16 protein-coding genes are annotated in these 15,573 nt (G+C 62.7%); 3 read left to right on the top strand and 13 right to left on the bottom strand.

The window, feature by feature from the left end; all coding sequences use genetic code 11:
• The first annotated feature begins 94 nt into the window (after window positions 1–94).
• Window positions 95–1,297 (top strand): NAD(P)/FAD-dependent oxidoreductase, encoded by a 1,203-nt coding sequence (locus tag DKY63_RS07460; RefSeq protein WP_110963519.1) that lies wholly within the window; start codon window positions 95–97, stop codon window positions 1,295–1,297.
• Between the two features lie 209 nt (window positions 1,298–1,506).
• Here the strand turns inward: DKY63_RS07460 and DKY63_RS07455 are convergent, their stop codons facing one another.
• From DKY63_RS07455 to ribBA, 5 genes are all read right to left on the bottom strand, one after another.
• The gene (locus tag DKY63_RS07455) at window positions 1,507–2,661 is read right to left on the bottom strand and encodes an ABC transporter ATP-binding protein (RefSeq protein WP_110963518.1); all 1,155 of its coding nucleotides are present in this window, start codon (window positions 2,659–2,661) and stop codon (window positions 1,507–1,509) included.
• 16 nt (window positions 2,662–2,677) lie between these two features.
• Window positions 2,678–3,487 (bottom strand): ABC transporter permease, encoded by an 810-nt coding sequence (locus DKY63_RS07450; RefSeq protein WP_110963517.1) that lies wholly within the window; start codon window positions 3,485–3,487, stop codon window positions 2,678–2,680.
• Between the two features lie 6 nt (window positions 3,488–3,493).
• On the bottom strand, window positions 3,494–4,426 hold the full coding sequence (locus tag DKY63_RS07445) for an ABC transporter permease (protein ID WP_162634955.1): 933 nt from the start codon (window positions 4,424–4,426) through the stop codon (window positions 3,494–3,496).
• Window positions 4,423–5,448, bottom strand: coding sequence for an ABC transporter substrate-binding protein (locus tag DKY63_RS07440; RefSeq protein ID WP_110963515.1), 1,026 nt, complete (start codon window positions 5,446–5,448; stop codon window positions 4,423–4,425). Before DKY63_RS07440 ends, DKY63_RS07445 begins: the two co-directional genes overlap by 4 nt.
• A gap of 285 nt (window positions 5,449–5,733) precedes the next feature.
• The gene (gene ribBA, locus DKY63_RS07430) at window positions 5,734–6,843 is read right to left on the bottom strand and encodes a bifunctional 3,4-dihydroxy-2-butanone-4-phosphate synthase/GTP cyclohydrolase II (RefSeq protein WP_110963513.1); all 1,110 of its coding nucleotides are present in this window, start codon (window positions 6,841–6,843) and stop codon (window positions 5,734–5,736) included.
• An 84-nt stretch (window positions 6,844–6,927) separates the two neighbouring features.
• On the opposite strand from ribBA, the gene DKY63_RS07425 reads away from it, so the two are divergent.
• On the top strand, window positions 6,928–7,215 hold the full coding sequence (locus DKY63_RS07425) for a DUF1330 domain-containing protein (protein ID WP_110963512.1): 288 nt from the start codon (window positions 6,928–6,930) through the stop codon (window positions 7,213–7,215).
• 127 nt (window positions 7,216–7,342) lie between these two features.
• Here DKY63_RS07425 and DKY63_RS07420 read toward each other — a convergent pair whose 3' ends face one another.
• From DKY63_RS07420 to DKY63_RS07390, 7 genes are all read right to left on the bottom strand, one after another.
• Window positions 7,343–7,906: an NUDIX hydrolase gene (locus DKY63_RS07420; protein WP_110963511.1), complete on the bottom strand. Its 564-nt coding sequence runs from the start codon at window positions 7,904–7,906 to the stop codon at window positions 7,343–7,345.
• Window positions 7,907–7,908: 2 nt separating this feature from the next.
• A complete protein-coding gene (locus DKY63_RS07415) occupies window positions 7,909–8,661 on the bottom strand; it encodes a GntR family transcriptional regulator (RefSeq protein ID WP_110963510.1) in 753 nt (250 codons plus the stop codon).
• 56 nt (window positions 8,662–8,717) lie between these two features.
• A complete protein-coding gene (locus DKY63_RS07410) occupies window positions 8,718–9,107 on the bottom strand; it encodes a carboxymuconolactone decarboxylase family protein (protein WP_110963509.1) in 390 nt (129 codons plus the stop codon).
• Between the two features lie 145 nt (window positions 9,108–9,252).
• Complete coding sequence (locus tag DKY63_RS07405) at window positions 9,253–9,738, bottom strand: flavin reductase family protein (protein ID WP_110963508.1); 486 nt, start codon at window positions 9,736–9,738, stop codon at window positions 9,253–9,255.
• A 12-nt stretch (window positions 9,739–9,750) separates the two neighbouring features.
• Window positions 9,751–11,232, bottom strand: a complete 1,482-nt coding sequence (locus DKY63_RS07400) for an aldehyde dehydrogenase (RefSeq protein WP_110963507.1) — start codon at window positions 11,230–11,232, stop codon at window positions 9,751–9,753.
• A complete protein-coding gene (locus DKY63_RS07395) occupies window positions 11,229–12,062 on the bottom strand; it encodes an alpha/beta fold hydrolase (protein ID WP_110963506.1) in 834 nt (277 codons plus the stop codon). The genes DKY63_RS07400 and DKY63_RS07395 overlap by 4 nt, the downstream gene beginning before the upstream one ends.
• A 43-nt stretch (window positions 12,063–12,105) precedes the next feature.
• Window positions 12,106–12,696, bottom strand: a complete 591-nt coding sequence (locus DKY63_RS07390) for an amino acid synthesis family protein (RefSeq protein ID WP_110963505.1) — start codon at window positions 12,694–12,696, stop codon at window positions 12,106–12,108.
• A 341-nt stretch (window positions 12,697–13,037) separates the two neighbouring features.
• On the opposite strand from DKY63_RS07390, the gene DKY63_RS07380 reads away from it, so the two are divergent.
• Entirely contained in the window at window positions 13,038–14,036 is a 999-nt protein-coding gene (locus DKY63_RS07380) for a bile acid:sodium symporter family protein (protein ID WP_110963503.1), read from the top strand.
• Between the two features lie 561 nt (window positions 14,037–14,597).
• On the opposite strand, the gene ppk2 is transcribed toward DKY63_RS07380, so the two are convergent.
• Complete coding sequence (gene ppk2, locus DKY63_RS07370) at window positions 14,598–15,515, bottom strand: polyphosphate kinase 2 (RefSeq protein WP_110963501.1); 918 nt, start codon at window positions 15,513–15,515, stop codon at window positions 14,598–14,600.
• Window positions 15,516–15,573: the final 58 nt, after the last annotated feature.

Genomic DNA, 15,573 nt, shown 5'->3' with positions numbered 1-15,573 from the left:
GCGGGCAGTGAGCCATGCCTCTCGAAGGAGAGACGAGATCAACCTCCTGGCCCCAACCAACTTTCAATGCCTGGTTTCTTCCCCGGAGTTAAAAATGAAACAACACATCTTGGTAATCGGCGCAGGTTTCGGTGGCATGTGGACAGCGATCAGCGCAACCCGTCTGTTCAACATTCACGACCACAACAACACCGAAGTCGCGATCCTGGCGCCCCAGGCCGAGCTGCGGATTCGTCCACGCTTCTACGAGCCGAACGCCCACACGCTGGCCGCGCCCATCGGTGATTTGCTCGACGCGGTAGGCGCGAAGTTCATCAAGGGCTCCGCCGACTCCATCGACGTGGCGAACAAAAGCGTCGGCTACACCGATGCTTCGGGTAACAAGCAGGTGGTGATCTACGACAAACTCGTTCTGGCCACCGGCAGCGGCCTGGCACTGCCCAACACCCCGGGTGTGTCTGAACACGCCTTCGACGTCGACCAGATCGAACAGGCCGTGCGCCTGGAGAACCATCTCAAGTCCTTGGCCAACCAGCCGGAAAGTAAGGCGCGCAACACCGTAGTGGTCGCCGGTGGCGGCTTCACCGGGATCGAAACGGCGACTGAAATGCCGACCCGCCTGCGTGCCATCCTCGGTGACCGTGCCGACATCAATGTGATCGTCGTCGATCGCGGCGACAAGGTCGGCGGTTCGATGGGCCCGGAAATCGCCGAAAAAATTGCCGAAGCCAGTATTGAAACCGGTGTGAAGTGGCACCTGAACGCCTCGGTGGTGGCGGTCGATGCCAATGGTGTGAGCCTGTCGGACGGGCAGCGCATCGAAGCCAAGACTGTGGTCTGGACCACCGGCGTGCGCGCCCACTCGCTGACCGAACAGATCCCCGGTGAGCGTGACCACCTCGGCCGCCTGCACGTTGACGACCACCTGAAAGTCATTGGCCAGGATGATGTCTACGCCACCGGCGACGTCGCCTACGCGGCCACCGATGACATCGGCAACCACGCGCTGATGACCTGCCAGCACGCCATCGTGTTGGGTCGTCATGCCGGCAACAACGTCGCGGCGCAGATCCTCGGTGTGGACCCGACGGCCTACCGCCAGCCGAAATACGTCACCTGCCTGGACCTTGGTGCCTGGGGCGCGGTGTACACCGAAGGCTGGGATCGTCAGGTCAAACTGACCAAACAGGAAGGCAAAGAGCTCAAGACCCAGATCAACACCGTGTGGATCTACCCGCCGGTGGCCGACCGTGACGTCGCCTGGGCGGCTGCGGATCCGCTGATTCCGATTGCCTGATCACGACTCCCATAACGCTTGATGCTTGAAGCGAATCCCGCCCGGGTTGTCCGGGCGGGATTTTTTTGTTCAGCCTCAAATGCGGCAAACGACACAAAACCCTGTGGGAGCAAGGCTTGCCCGCGATGGCGGCGGTACAGTCGATAAAAAACTCCGGACGAAAAAAAGGCCGCCACAACCCGACGTTGCGGCGACCCGAGGGTGACTCATCAGTGGGCGCCAGCGGCCTTGTTCAAATCACTTTCCGCCCATTCGGTGTAGACGCAGGCATCGGCCGTGGCCCAGCGGACCTTCACCGGATCCCCCGCCTTGAGCGGCATGCCGGCGGCTGAAAGCGCCTTGACGGTCATCGAGGTACCGCCCGCCGTCACCACGCTGCACGTCTGGCTTTCACCGAGGAACAACACCTCCACGACCTTGGCCGAGACCTCGTTCCAGCCAGCGGCCAACGGTTCCTCGCTGGCCTGTTGCGCGCTCAACGCCAGGGCCTTTTCCGGGCGCACCATCAGCAACACATCCTGATCGGTTTGCAGGCCGGCGGTCAGGCGGATCGACAGCGGCTGGCCTTCAAAGGTCGCCACCGCATTGCCCTGGGCCTTGAGCTTGAGGAAGTTCGAGTTGCCCAGGAACGACGCGACAAAGGCGTTCGGCGGGTTCTGGTACAGGTCGTAGCCGCTGCCCAGGCCGACGATCTTGCCGTGGCTGAAGATCGCGATGCGCTGGGACAGGCGCATCGCTTCTTCCTGGTCGTGGGTCACGTAGACGATGGTGATGCCCAGGCGTCGATGCAGTTGGCGCAATTCATCCTGCAGGTCTTCGCGCAGTTTTTTGTCCAGTGCGCCCAGCGGTTCGTCCATCAGCAGGATGCGTGGTTCATAGACCAGCGCCCGGGCGATGGCGACGCGTTGCTGCTGGCCACCGGAGAGTTGTGAAGGGCGGCGGTGGGCGAATTTTTCCAGCTGCACCAGCTTGAGCATCGCATCGACCCGGCGCTCACGCTCGGCGGCATCGAGTTTGCGGATGGTCAGCGGAAACGCGATGTTGTCGCGCACCGACAGATGCGGGAACAGCGAATAGCGCTGGAACACCATGCCGATGTCGCGCTTGTGCGGCGGCACGTTGACCAGCGACTGGCCGTTGACCAGGATCTCGCCGCTGCTCGGGGTTTCGAAGCCGGCGAGCATCGACAGGGTGGTGCTCTTGCCGGAGCCGCTGGAGCCGAGGAAGGTCAGGAACTCGCCGTCCTTGATGTCCAGGGAGATGTTGTCCACGGCGGCAAAGTCGCCGTAGAACTTGTTCAGGTTGCACAGGCTCACCAGGGGCTTGTCGTTTGGCTGCGCGGCATCTTTGATTACTGCACTCATGTCGTACTCCTGGTGCTCAAGCGTTGAGTTCGTTGCGCCGGCGCAGGGCGGCGGCGATGACCATGACCAATACCGAGAGGCCGATCAGCAGCGTCGAGGCGACGGCGATCACCGGTGTCAGGTCCTGGCGCAACGTGGTCCACATTTTCACGGGAAGGGTTTGCAGGGTCGGGCTGGCCATCATCACGCTCAGCACCACTTCATCCCACGAGACGAGGAAGGCGAAGAGGGCGCCGGCCACCATGCCCGGACGGATCGCCGGGAAGGTCACCTTGTACACCGCCTGCAGGCGCGAGGCGCCGCAGATCACCGCCGCATCCTCGATCGACTGATCGAACAGCTTCAGCGAGTTGATGATCGAGATAATGGTGAACGGCAGCGCCACGATCACATGGCTGACCACGAAGGCGAACATGGTCCCGGTGTACCCCAGCTTGAGGAACAGTGCGTACACCGCCACGGCGATGATCACCAGCGGCACGATCATCGGCAGGGTGAACAGGCCGTAGAGCATTTCCCGGCCAGGGAAGCGGCCACGGACCAGGGCGAACGCGGTGGGCAAGCCCAGGGCCACGGCGAAGATCGTGGTCAGCACCGCGACCTTGAGGCTGGCCAGGGCCGCGTTCATCCAGTCGGCGTTGGAGAAGAACTGGCCGTACCATTTCAGCGTCCAGCCCGGAGGCGGGAACACCAGCCACTGCGAGGAGCCGAACGACAGCAGGACGATGAACACGATCGGCAGCAGCAGGAACAGCCCGATCAGCCCGGTGGTCGCATACAGGCCAAGGCGCATCTGGCGGCTCATGGCATTGGGGGTCAGGAGCATGACGGCTTACCTCGCGTTGCTGGCGCCAACCGGGGATTCCGGCTGGAGCTTCAGGTAGAAGTAGAACAACACCAGCGTGATGACGATCAGCAACGCGGCGCCGGCGCTGGCCAGGCCCCAGTTGAGGAACGACTGCACCTGCTGAATGATGAACTCGGGCAGCATCATGTTCTGCGCGCCGCCCAGCAGCGCCGGGGTCACGTAGTAACCGAGGGACATCACGAACACCATCAGCCCGCCGGAAAACAGCCCCGGCCGGCACAGCGGCAGGAACACCCGGAAGAAGTTGGTCCAGGGGCTGGCGCCGCAGATGGAGCCGGCCTGCAGGATCATCGGGTCGATGGCCTGCATGGTCGCCTGCAACGGCAACACGATGAACGGGATCATGATGTAGCTCATGCCGATCACCACGCCGGTGAGGTTATGCACCATCTCCAGCGGCTGATCGATGATGCCCATGGCCATCAGCGCCTTGTTGATCACGCCCGAGGCTTGCAGCAGCACCAGCCACGAATAGGTGCGGGCGAGCAGGCTGGTCCACATCGACAGCAGCACGATGTTGAGGATCCAGCGACCCCAGCCGCGGGGCACCAGGGTGATCGCCCAAGCCAGCGGGAAGCCCAGCAGCAGGCTGAAAATGGTCACCAGGCCGGCCACCGAGAAGGTGTTGAGCAGGACCCGCGCATACGCCGAGTTGGCAAACAGCTGTTCGTAGTTGCCCAGGCCCGGCGTCGGTTCCAGCACGCCGCGCAGCAGCAGGCCGATCAGCGGCGCGAGGAAAAACAGGCCGAGGAACAGCAGGGCGGGGATGAGGTTGCTCGAGCCGCGCCAGCGTTGTGCCAAAGTCGGGGTTTGCGTCATCGCAGCGGCCTTGCCGGCAGCGCCGGAGGCGCTCCCGACGGACGTGGATTGGCGGGTTGCGGTCGCCATCATTTTCATTTGACCAGCCATTCGTTCCACCGTGTCGCGATGGCCGGACCGTTCTTGGCCCAGTACGCGAAGTCGAGAGTGATTTGGTCCTTGGCGTAGGCCGTCGGCAGGTTAGGGGCCAGCACCGAATCCAGGCGCGCCACGCTGTCGACGTTGACCGGGGCGTAGGCGGTCAGGTTGGAGAAGTCGGCCTGTCCCTTGGCGCTGCTGGCATTGGCCAGGAACTTCATCGCCGCGTCCTTGTTCTTCGAGCCTTTAGGGATGACCAGAATGTCGGCCATCACCAGATTCTGTTTCCAGCTGACGCCGACGGGGGCGCCGTCTTCCTGCAGGGCGTGAATCCGGCCGTTCCAGAACTGGCCCAGGCTGGCTTCGCCGGAGGCCAGCAGCTGTTGCGACTGGGCACCGCCGCCCCACCAGACGATGTCTTTCTTGATGGTGTCGAGTTTCTTGAAGGCGCGGTCCAGGTCCAGCGGGTAGAGCTTGTCGGCGGGTACGCCGTCGGCCAGCAGGGCCAGTTCGAGTACGCCAGGGCTTGGCCATTTGTAGAGGGCGCGTTTGCCGGGGTAAGTCTTGGTGTCGAACAGCGCGGTCCAGTCCTGCGGCTTGGCGGCGCCGAGCTTGCCCTCGTTGTAGCCGAGGACGAAGGAGAAGAAGAACGAGCCGACGCCGTGATCGCTGACAAAACGCGGGTCGATCTTGTCGCGCTCGATCACTTTGAAATCCAGCGGTTCGAGCAAGCCTTCAGAGGCGGCGCGCAAGGCGAAATCGGCTTCGACGTCGACCACGTCCCACTGCACGTTGCCGCTTTCGACCATGGCCTTGAGCTTGCCGTAGTCGGTGGGGCCATCCTGAACCACGGTGATGCCGCTGGCCTTGCTGAACGGATCGGCCCAGGCCTGCTTCTGCGCATCCTGGGTGGTACCGCCCCAGCTGACGAAGTTGACGCTTTCAGCCGCCATCAATGCCTGGCTGGTCACGCTCAGCAGACCCGCGAACAGCACTGCGGTGACACCTTTGTTCAACACCATTTTCACGCCCTCATTGTTGTGTTTATGAGCGGGGCTTTGAGTGCCCGCCTATCGGGAGCAGTAGGTCCATCGAGTCGCTGAGACTGTCCGGTCTATGGAATATCATATTATGGTATTCCAAACTTTGTGCAAGCATTTTGCCGTACCGGCTATCTGGCAAACACCTCCCCCTGTAGGAGCGAGCCTGCTCGCGATGGAGGTACAGGCACCGCTGTGTGTCAGGCAGCCAGCGTTATCGTTGACGTCCATCGCGAGCAGGCTCGCTCCTACAGGGGGACTCTCCAATTACCCGGTGAAAGGAATACTCTCCACCACCTCCAGGTCATACCCGGTCAACCCAGCATATTTGAGCGGCGGGCCCAAGTGCCGCAGCTTGCCCACGCCCAGGTTCTGCAGGATTTGCGCGCCGGTGCCCACTTCCGAATAGATCCGCGACTGCGAGCGGCTGAACTGCCGGGGCGACTGGGTCAATTGCGGCACGCGTTCGAGCAGCGCCTGGGACGATTCATGGTTGGCCAGTACCACCACCACGCCGCGTCCTTCCTCGGCCACCCGTTGCAGCGCAGCCCACAGGGTCCAGTTGGACGGACCGCTGTATTCGGCACCGACCAGATCGCGCAGCGGGTCGATCACATGCACCCGCACCAGCGTCGGTTCTTCGCGGCGCAGTTCGCCCATGACCATGGCCATGTGGACACCGCCTTCGATGCGATCCTCAAAGGTGATCAGACGAAAGGTGCCGTGCACGGTGGGCAGTTCACGCTCGCCGATGCGCTCGACCGTGTGCTCGTTGCTCAGGCGGTAGTGGATCAGGTCGGCGATGGTACCGATCTTGATCCCGTGCTTTTGCGCGAACACTTCCAGGTCCGGGCGGCGGGCCATGGTGCCGTCATCGTTCATCACCTCGACGATCACCGACGCCGGGGTGAAGCCGGCCAGGCGCGCCAGGTCGCAACCGGCTTCGGTATGCCCGGCGCGGGTCAGCACGCCGCCTTCGCGGGCACGCAAGGGGAAGATGTGGCCGGGCTGGACGATATCGGCGGCGCTGGCGCCCGGGGCGACGGCCGCCGCCACGGTGCGCGCGCGGTCGGCGGCGGAAATGCCGGTGGTCACGCCGGTGGCAGCTTCGATGGAGACGGTGAACGCGGTGCTGAACACGCTGCCGTTGCTGGGGACCATCTGCTCCAGGCCCAGGCGCTGGCAATGCTCGTCAGTCAGGGTCAGGCAGATTAGGCCACGTGCCTCGCGGGCCATGAAGCTGATGGCTTGCGCGCTGCAACGGTCGGCCGCCAGCAGCAGATCGCCTTCGTTTTCGCGGTCCTCGTCATCCACCAGCAGTACCATTTTGCCGAGGCGATAATCTTCGATGATTTCTTCGATCGTGTTGAAGGCCATGATGCAGTCTCATTCTTTGCCGGGTTGGCTGGGTTGATTCATATTATGGTATACCATGATACAAAACAAACCGAGAGGTCACATATGAAGGCGTACTGGATAGCTCACGTGGAAGTCACCGACCCTGATCAATACAGCCAATACACCCAGCGGGCCCCGCAGGCCTTCGCCCTGTACGGCGGGCGCATGCTGGCCCGTGGCGGGCGCTGCGAAGTGCTGGAAGGGCAAGGGGCGCAGCGTAATGTGGTGATCGAGTTCGACTCGTATGAGCAGGCGCTGGCGTGTTATCGCTCGCCGGAGTATCAGGAGGCGAAGCGGCACCGTGAGGGGGCGGGAAGGGCGGAGATCGTTATCGTGGAAGGCGTGAACTGAAGGAACCGATACCTGTAGGAGCGAGCCTGCTCGCGATGGAGGCAGGGGCACCGCGGGGTGTCAGGCAGCCAGCGTTATCGTTGACGTCCATCGCGAGCAGGCTCGCTCCTACAGGGGGAGTGTGCTATCAGCGGATGAAGTGAACCTTGCCACTGTCATCGTTGCCGATGTAAATGCCGTAGACCCCAGCCTGCCGCTCCTCGATATAACGCTCGAGAATCTGCCGGATCGCCGGGTAGTAGATGCTGTCCCAGGGAATCTCCTCGGGCGCGAAGAATTTGTAGTCCAGGGTCTCCGGCCCGTGCTGGCCGGTGATCTCCAGGGCGATGGCGCGGAAGATGATGTACACCTCGCTGATCTGCGGCACGCTGAAGATCGAGTAGGGCGAGAGGATTTCCCCGCGCACGCCACTTTCTTCCCAGACCTCGCGCAAGGCCGCCTGCTCGGTGGTCTCGCCGGCTTCCATGAAGCCCGCCGGCAAGGTCCAGGTGCCGGGACGCGGCGGGATCGCCCGTTGGCACAGCAGGTATTTGCCGTCCTGCTCGATGATGCAGCCGGCGATGATTTTCGGGTTGACGTAGTGGATGTAGCCGCAGCCGCTGCACATCAGGCGCTCGTGCGTATCGCCCGGCGGCACCTGTGACGTGAGGCCACCGGCGCCGCATTTCGGACAAAAGCTCGGGCTGAACATGATCAGCGACCTATGCGAGGTTCTTTGAGCGCGATCGGCAGGGTGATTTCGGGAATTGCCCCGGTCTCTTCCTGTTTGCGCTTGAGGTATTCGAGGGCGACGGCGGCAGCGGCGCGCACGTGATCGACACAAGCCTGATGGGCGGCCAACGGGTCGCCGCTCTTGATCGCCTCGACCATGCGTTCCATTTCCTGGTTGCTGGCGCCACGGCGGTTTTCCTGGGACACCGAGGTCGCGCGCAGGTAACTGATGCGCGCCTGCAACTGGCGCAACTGAGTGGCCGCAACGTGGTTGCCTGAGCCTTCGAGCAGGACGTCGTAGAAACCCTGCACCGAATCGATGACCTGTTGCAGTTCACCTTCCTTCAGCGCCTGGCGGTTTTCCTCCAGGGCTTTTTCCAGGGCCTTGATGTCCTTGGCCTTGGCCCGCAGGGTGAACAGCTGGACGATCAGGCCTTCGAGCACACAACGCAGTTCGTAGATATCGACGGCATCGGCCAGGGTGATGATGGCCACGCGCGGGCCCTTGGCGTCAGCGAATTCCACCAGCCCTTCGGACTCCAGGTGACGCAAGGCTTCGCGTACCGAGGTGCGGCTCACCCCAAGGCGATCGCACAGATCGCGTTCGACCAGACGGTCTCCCGGCAGAAGCTGGAAGTTCATGATGGCGCTGCGCAGCTTATCCAGCACGATTTCGCGCAGGGTAACGGGGTTGCGGTTGACCTTGAAGCTGTCGTCGAGTGGCAGGCGTTTCATGGGGTACGCTCTAAAGGTGGCTGTCGATACCCGATGGGCATCGACCAGACCTGGGGTTAACTTGAGGCCTCGGCGTCGGCTTCGGCGAAGGCTTCACGGGCCAGCCGGAAACTGTCCACGGCCGCCGGAACGCCGCAATAAATGCCGACCTGAAGCAGAATTTCGCGTATTTGCTCACGACTCAAGCCGTTACGCAAGGCGCCGCGCACATGCAGCTTGAGTTCGTGCGGACGGTTGAGCGCCGAGATCATCGCCAGGTTGATCATGCTGCGTTCCTTGAGCGACAAACCCTCGCGACCCCAGACATGACCCCAGCAGTATTCGGTGACCATCTCCTGCAGGGGGCGGGTGAAGTCGTCGGCGTTCTGGATCGAGCGCTGCACATAGTCTTCGCCGAGCACCCGGGTGCGGATCTGCAGGCCTTTTTCGTACTTCTCATTGCTCATAAATCCTCCTCTCACCACCGCCCCCTGTAGGAGCGAGCCTGCTCGCGATGGTCTTCCGGGCACCGCGTTCATTCAGAAAGCCAGCGTCATCGTTAACGACCATCGCGAGCAGGCTCGCTCCTACAGTTGGGGATGTGTGAAGCACTCAAGCCAGGGTCGGCAACGGCCCCAGCTTGCCCTTGTGGTAGATCATCGGCGTCACCGGCTGCGCAGGCAAAATCAGGTTCTTCACCGCACCAACGATGATCGCGTGATCACCACCATCGTATTCGCGCCACAGTTCGCACTCGATGATCGCCGTGGCCTTGCTCAGGATCGGGTTGCCCAGATCGCTCAGATGCCAGTCGATGCCCTTGGCCTTGTCTTTGCCCTTGCCGGCAAAGGCGTAGGCCTCGGCCGTCTGGTCGGCGGACAGCAGGTGGATCGCGAACTGCTGGCTGTCGCGCAGCACCGGGTAGGTGTCGGAGGCGTAGTTGGGGCAGAACAGCACCAGTGCCGGATCGATCGATAGCGCACTGAAGGCGCTGGCGGTGATGCCGACGATGCCGCCGAGCGGGTCGAGGGTGGTGACCACCGTGACGCCGGACGGGAACGAGCCCATGACGTCTTTGTAAATGCCGGGTTCAATCATTTCGCAGCACTCCTAGCGCATCACAAAGGGGTCAGGCATGGGCGCCTGGGACAGGTTGATCCACACCGTTTTCAGCTCGGTGTAGGCCAGCACCGAATCGATGCCGCTTTCGCGTCCATAGCCGCTGTTCTTGAAGCCGCCGATCGGCGCCATGGCCGAGACCGCGCGATAGGTGTTGACCCAGATGATCCCCGAACGCACATCCCGGGCCAGCCGGTGGGCGCGGCCCAGATCGCGAGTCCAGATGCCGGCGGCGAGGCCGAACTGCGAGTCGTTGGCGATCGCCAGCGCTTCGGCTTCGTCCTTGAAACGAATGACCGACGCCACCGGACCGAACACTTCTTCCTGCATGATCTTCATCGAGTTGCGGTCGCACTCGAACAGGGTCGGCTCATAGAACCAGCCGTCGCCCACCCCCGTCGGGCGCTTGCCGCCGATGCGCAGGCGCGCACCTTCGGCGATGGCGTCGGCTACCAGGCCTTCGACTACGGCCAGTTGCTGCGCGGTGGCCATCGGGCCCATTTCGCTGCTGTCATCCGAAGGGTTGCCGATGCGAATGCGTTGGGCGCGTTCCACCAGGCGGCTGACGAATTCATCGTAGATCTCGTCCTGCACCAGCAGGCGCGAACCGGACACGCAGCTCTGCCCGGAGGCGGCATAGATGCCGGCGATGGCGCCGTTGATCGCGCTGTCGAGGTCGGCGTCGGCGAAGATGATGTTCGGCGACTTGCCGCCCAGTTCCAGCGACAGCTTGGCGAAGTTCTCGGCGCTGCTGCGCACCACATGGCGCGCCGTGGCCGCACCGCCGGTGAAGGCGATCTTGCGTACCAGCGGGTGACGGGTCAGGGCGGCGCCGGTGCTCGGGCCGTAGCCGGTGACAACGTTGACCACACCCGGCGGAATCCCGGCCTCAAGTGCCAGGCGTGCCAATTCCAGAATGGTCGCCGAAGCGTGTTCGGAGGGCTTGATCACGATGGTGTTGCCCGCCGCCAGGGCGGGCGCCAGTTTGATCGCGGTCAGGTATAGCGGGCTGTTCCACGGAATGATCGCCGCCACCACGCCCATGGCTTCGTGCACGGTGTAGGCAAAGAGGTCCGGCTTGTCCAGGGGCAGGGTGCCGCCTTCGAGCTTGTCGGCAAGGCCTGCGGTGTAGTGGAAAAACTCCGGCAGATAACCGACCTGGCCGCGAGTCTCGCGAATCAGCTTGCCGTTGTCGCGGCTTTCCAGCTGCGCCAGTTGTTCCTTGTTTTCGGCGATCAGGTCACCCAGGCGCCGCAGCAACTTGCCACGCGCGGTGGCGGTCAGGCCGCGCCAGGCCGGGCTGTCGAAGGCCGTCTGCGCCGCCTGCACGGCGCGCTCGACATCGGCTTCGTCGGCATCGGGCAGTTCGGCCCAGGCTTCGGCCAGGGCAGGGTTCAGGCTTTGGAATGTCTTGCCGGAGAGGGCATCGACCCATTCGCCGCCGATGCACATCTGGAAACGTGCGAGTGTCATGCAACGATCCCCTTCAAATGGTTGGGTCGGGAATGCGCCTTGTCGAGGAACTCCAGCAACAGCTGGTTGACCAGGCGCGGCGATTCTACGGGCATCATATGCCGCTGTTCGGGCAGCACGGCAACCGTCGCGCCGGGAATGCGCGCGGCCAGTTGCTCGGCCATGTCCGGGGTCGAACCGGGGTCCAGTTCGCCGGTGGCGACCAGCGTCGGCACCTGGATACTGGCCAGGTCGTCGGCGCGGTACATGTCCTGGGTGGCGAACAGCTCATAAGTGGTCAGGTAACCCTGCGGGTCGTTCTGCGCGAGGGTCTGGCGCAACGCGGCGATCTGCGCCGGGTTGGCCGCCTGATATTCGCGGCTGAACCAGCGCGACAGCGCGGCTTCGGCGTTGGCGTCCGGTCCGTGCTCGGCGGCCTGGGCGGTGCGGGCGATGACGCCGGCGCGTTGCTCTTCAGTTCGGTTGAACACACTGTTGAGCACCACCAGGCTTTGCAGGCGTTGCGGGTAGTGCAGGGCAAATGCCCGCGCCACCAGCCCGCCCATGGAAAAACCGATCACCGCCGCCTTGGGCAATTGCAAGTGATCGAGCAGCTCCAGCAACTGATCGGCATAGCCGAGCAGGGGCGTGCCGCTTGCCGGGCGCGGGCTGGCGCCGTGGCCCAGCATGTCGTAGGCGATGACGCGGTACTGCGTGGCCAGGCCAACGATCTGGCCGCCCCACATTTCTTTATTCAGGCCCACGCCGTGGATCAAGACCACGGGCTGGCCTTGGCCGGTCGCCAGGTAACTGGTGCCAGCCGGGGTGCGTTCAGCGGTGAGCCGAATCATGGAGCGCTCCTGCATACCTTTTTGTTGTAGTGACCGACCCGTCTTACTGGGCTTTTTCAGCCGCCAGTTCTTCCAGGTCGATGTAGCGGTTGCCGATGCGCGGGTGAATGCGGCCGCCATCGGCGCAACCCAGGACCACGACGATTTCGTCGGCGCGCGGGGCGTCTTCGATCTGCATTTCCAGGGTGATGTAGTGCGAGCGCAGGCCTTCGTCGTCCTTGTGCATCATCGGGATCTGGATCGAGGTACCCGGGCCGCCGCGCTTGTTGGTGAAGCTCAGGTAGCTCTTGGCCTTGACCGCTTCGCGGTAGTGGTTGCCGAAGCGCAGGGTGTGGATCACGGCGGAGGCGTGCTCGATTTCGCCATCGGCGCCGACCACTGCTGCCTTGCCGTAAGCCTCGATTTTCTCGGCACCGCCGATGATGCCCACCAGGCGCTCGACCATCATCGCGCCCAGGTCGGAGCAGTTGGCGCGGATCTGCGGCTTGAGGTCTTCGACAAAACCGTTGCCCACCCACGGGTTTTTCATCACCACGGCCAGCCCGACCATAGTCACGGGTTTATCGGTGGCCTTGCCGCCTTCGATGAAGGTTTCTTCGACATAGCTGACGATCTTGCGGATTTCGAAACTCATGAGCTGCTCCGTATGGGGGAAGAAAGTGTCTGTGCGTATGATGGTATACCATAATATCGGTTGTGCAAGAGCTGTGAATGAGTTTCTCGTCAGCGGGCGATGAAACGCGCGGTCGACACCGATCCCCTGTAGGAGCGAGCCTGCTCGCGATGGAGGCAAAAACACCGCGGGGTGTCAGGTTTTCAGCGTTATCGTTGACGTCCATCGCGAGCAGGCTCGCTCCTACAGGGGAATGGTGGATTTGTCCGTTACGCGACATGTACTGGCTTACTAGCGTTAGCCGGCCGCTGTGCGGCGGAGTAGAGTCGAGCCCACGTTCCTGGCAAACCCGGATGATCCCCATGACTCGCCCTCGCTTCCTGCCCGACAACTTCACCCTGACCCTGGTCGGCGTGGTCCTTCTCGCCAGCTTCCTGCCTGCCAGCGGGCAGGTAGCGGTGGGCTTTGGCTGGCTGACCAATATCGCCATTGCCCTGTTGTTCTTCCTGCACGGCGCCAAGCTGTCGCGCGAATCGATCATTGCCGGCGCCGGCCACTGGCGCCTGCATCTGCTGGTATTCAGCCTGACCTTCATCCTGTTTCCGCTGCTGGGCCTGGCGCTCAAGCCGGTGCTGTCACCGCTGATCGGCGACAACCTGTACATGGGCATGCTCTATCTCTGCGCGCTGCCCGCCACGGTGCAATCGGCGATTGCGTTCACGTCCCTGGCGCGCGGCAACATTCCGGCGGCGATTTGCAGCGCGGCGGCGTCCAGCTTGTTCGGGATCTTCCTCACACCACTGCTGGTGACGCTGCTGCTCAATGTGCATGGCGACGGCGGCTCGACCCTGGACGCGATCCTCAAGATCAGCGTGCAACTGCTGCTGCCGTTCATTGCCGGGCAGATCGCCCGGCGCTGGATCGGCGCCTGGGTGGGGCGCAACAAGAGCTGGCTGAAATTCGTCGACCAGGGCTCGATTCTGCTGGTGGTCTATGGCGCGTTCAGCGAAGCGGTGAATGAAGGCATCTGGCATCAGATTCCGCTGCGGGACCTGGCGGGGCTGGTGGTGGCCTGCTGCGTGGTGCTGGTGCTGGTGCTGGTGGCGTCGACCGTGCTGGGCAAGGCCTTTGGTTTCAACCAGGAAGACCGCATCACCATCCTGTTCTGCGGTTCGAAGAAAAGCCTCGCCACCGGCGTACCCATGGCCCAAGTGCTGTTCGCCGGCAGCACCATCGGCGTGCTGATCCTGCCGTTGATGCTGTTTCATCAGATTCAACTGATGGTCTGCGCGGTGTTGGCGCAGCGCTATGCCAAGCGCGAGGAATCGGTGGCCGAGCTGATGGGGCAGGTCGATCCCTGAGGCAGGAACCCTGTAGGAGCGAGCCTGCTCGCGATGAACGACGGAACACCGCGGGGTGTCAGACAGCCAGCGTCATCGTTGACGACCATCGCGAGCAGGCTCGCTCCTACAGCTGGCGTGTGTGTTGTTGACTGGGTACATATCCGTTTTTTTGGTGATGGCTGCTTATGGTTCCGCCCTGACGGCGGGTTACTTGGAAAAGCGCCAAGTAACCAAGCGCTTTTATCCCCTGACGTACGGCCCTTCGCTTAGGCTCAGGGTTCCCTCGCTCCGGTATTCCGACGGGGCAGGTCAACATCAAAATCAAGATCAAAAACCAAAGCAAAAGCAGATCGCGGTCCCCTGTAGGAGCGAGCCTGCTCGCGATGGTCGTCAACGATAACGCTGGCAGCCTGACACCCCGCGGTGTCCCTTCGTCCATCGCGAGCAGGCTCGCTCCTACAGGGGGAGCGGGCAAAAAAAAGCCGTCCTTAAGGACGGCGGGAAAAAAAAGCACGCGGTGTATGGCGTCAGTATTGCGGCAGCCAGGTTACAGATTCATGACGCCTAGACGCCGGTTCGTCAGTAAACCTGCGGCACGATGATTTCCGGTGGCGTCGGATTGCGTGAGTAGTCTTCCTGGCGCACGCGCTGCGGCAGTTCGATCACCGGCAGCTCGACTTCCTCGTAAGGCATCTGGCTCAGCAGGTGATGGATGCAGTTGAGCCGGGCCTTTTTCTTGTCGTCGGCCTGTACCACCCACCAGGGCGCTTCGGCGATGTGGGTGCGTTCGAGCATGACTTCCTTGGCCTTGGTGTAGGCCTCCCAGCGTCGGCGCGATTCCAGGTCCATGGGGCTGAGCTTCCATTGCTTGAGCGGGTCATGGATGCGGCTGAGGAAGCGCAGGTGCTGTTCCTGGTCGGAAATCGAGAACCAGTATTTGATCAACTGGATGCCCGAGCGGGCGAGCATCCGTTCGAACTCCGGCACGGTGCGGAAGAATTCTTCATATTGATCCGCGTTGCAAAAGCCCATCACTTGCTCGACCCCGGCGCGGTTGTACCAGCTGCGGTCGAACAGGACGATTTCGCCGGCGGCCGGCAGGTGCGAGACGTAGCGCTGGAAATACCACTGGGTGCGTTCGCGGTCATTGGGCGCGGGCAGGGCGGCGACCCGGCAGACCCGGGGGTTGAGACGCTGGGTGATGCGCTTGATCACACCGCCCTTGCCGGCGGCGTCGCGGCCTTCGAACAGGATCACCACCTTGTGCCCGGTCTTGACCACCCAGCTCTGCAGCTTCACCAACTCACCCTGCAGGCGGAACAGTTCGCTGAAGTAACGCCGGCGTTCCTGTTTTTGCGGGCTTTCGTCGGGGTGATCGCCGAACAGGGAACCGAGGTCGTGATCATCCTCCAGAAGCTCCAGTTCAAGCTCTTCGTCGCTGTGATCGAGCAGTTCGCGATGGATGCGTTGCATCAGGGTGTCGTTGGTCAACAGCATGGTCAGAACTCCCGACGAGAGGTGGAAGCCAGCATGCTATGCCGGGGCATGTGACGCT

Origin of the sequence: Pseudomonas putida, assembly GCF_003228315.1 — a bacterium.
GTDB classification, from domain to species: domain Bacteria; phylum Pseudomonadota; class Gammaproteobacteria; order Pseudomonadales; family Pseudomonadaceae; genus Aquipseudomonas; species Aquipseudomonas putida_S.
Note: the sequence above shows the minus strand (reverse complement) of the source record. Positions and strands in the feature narration are given on the sequence as shown.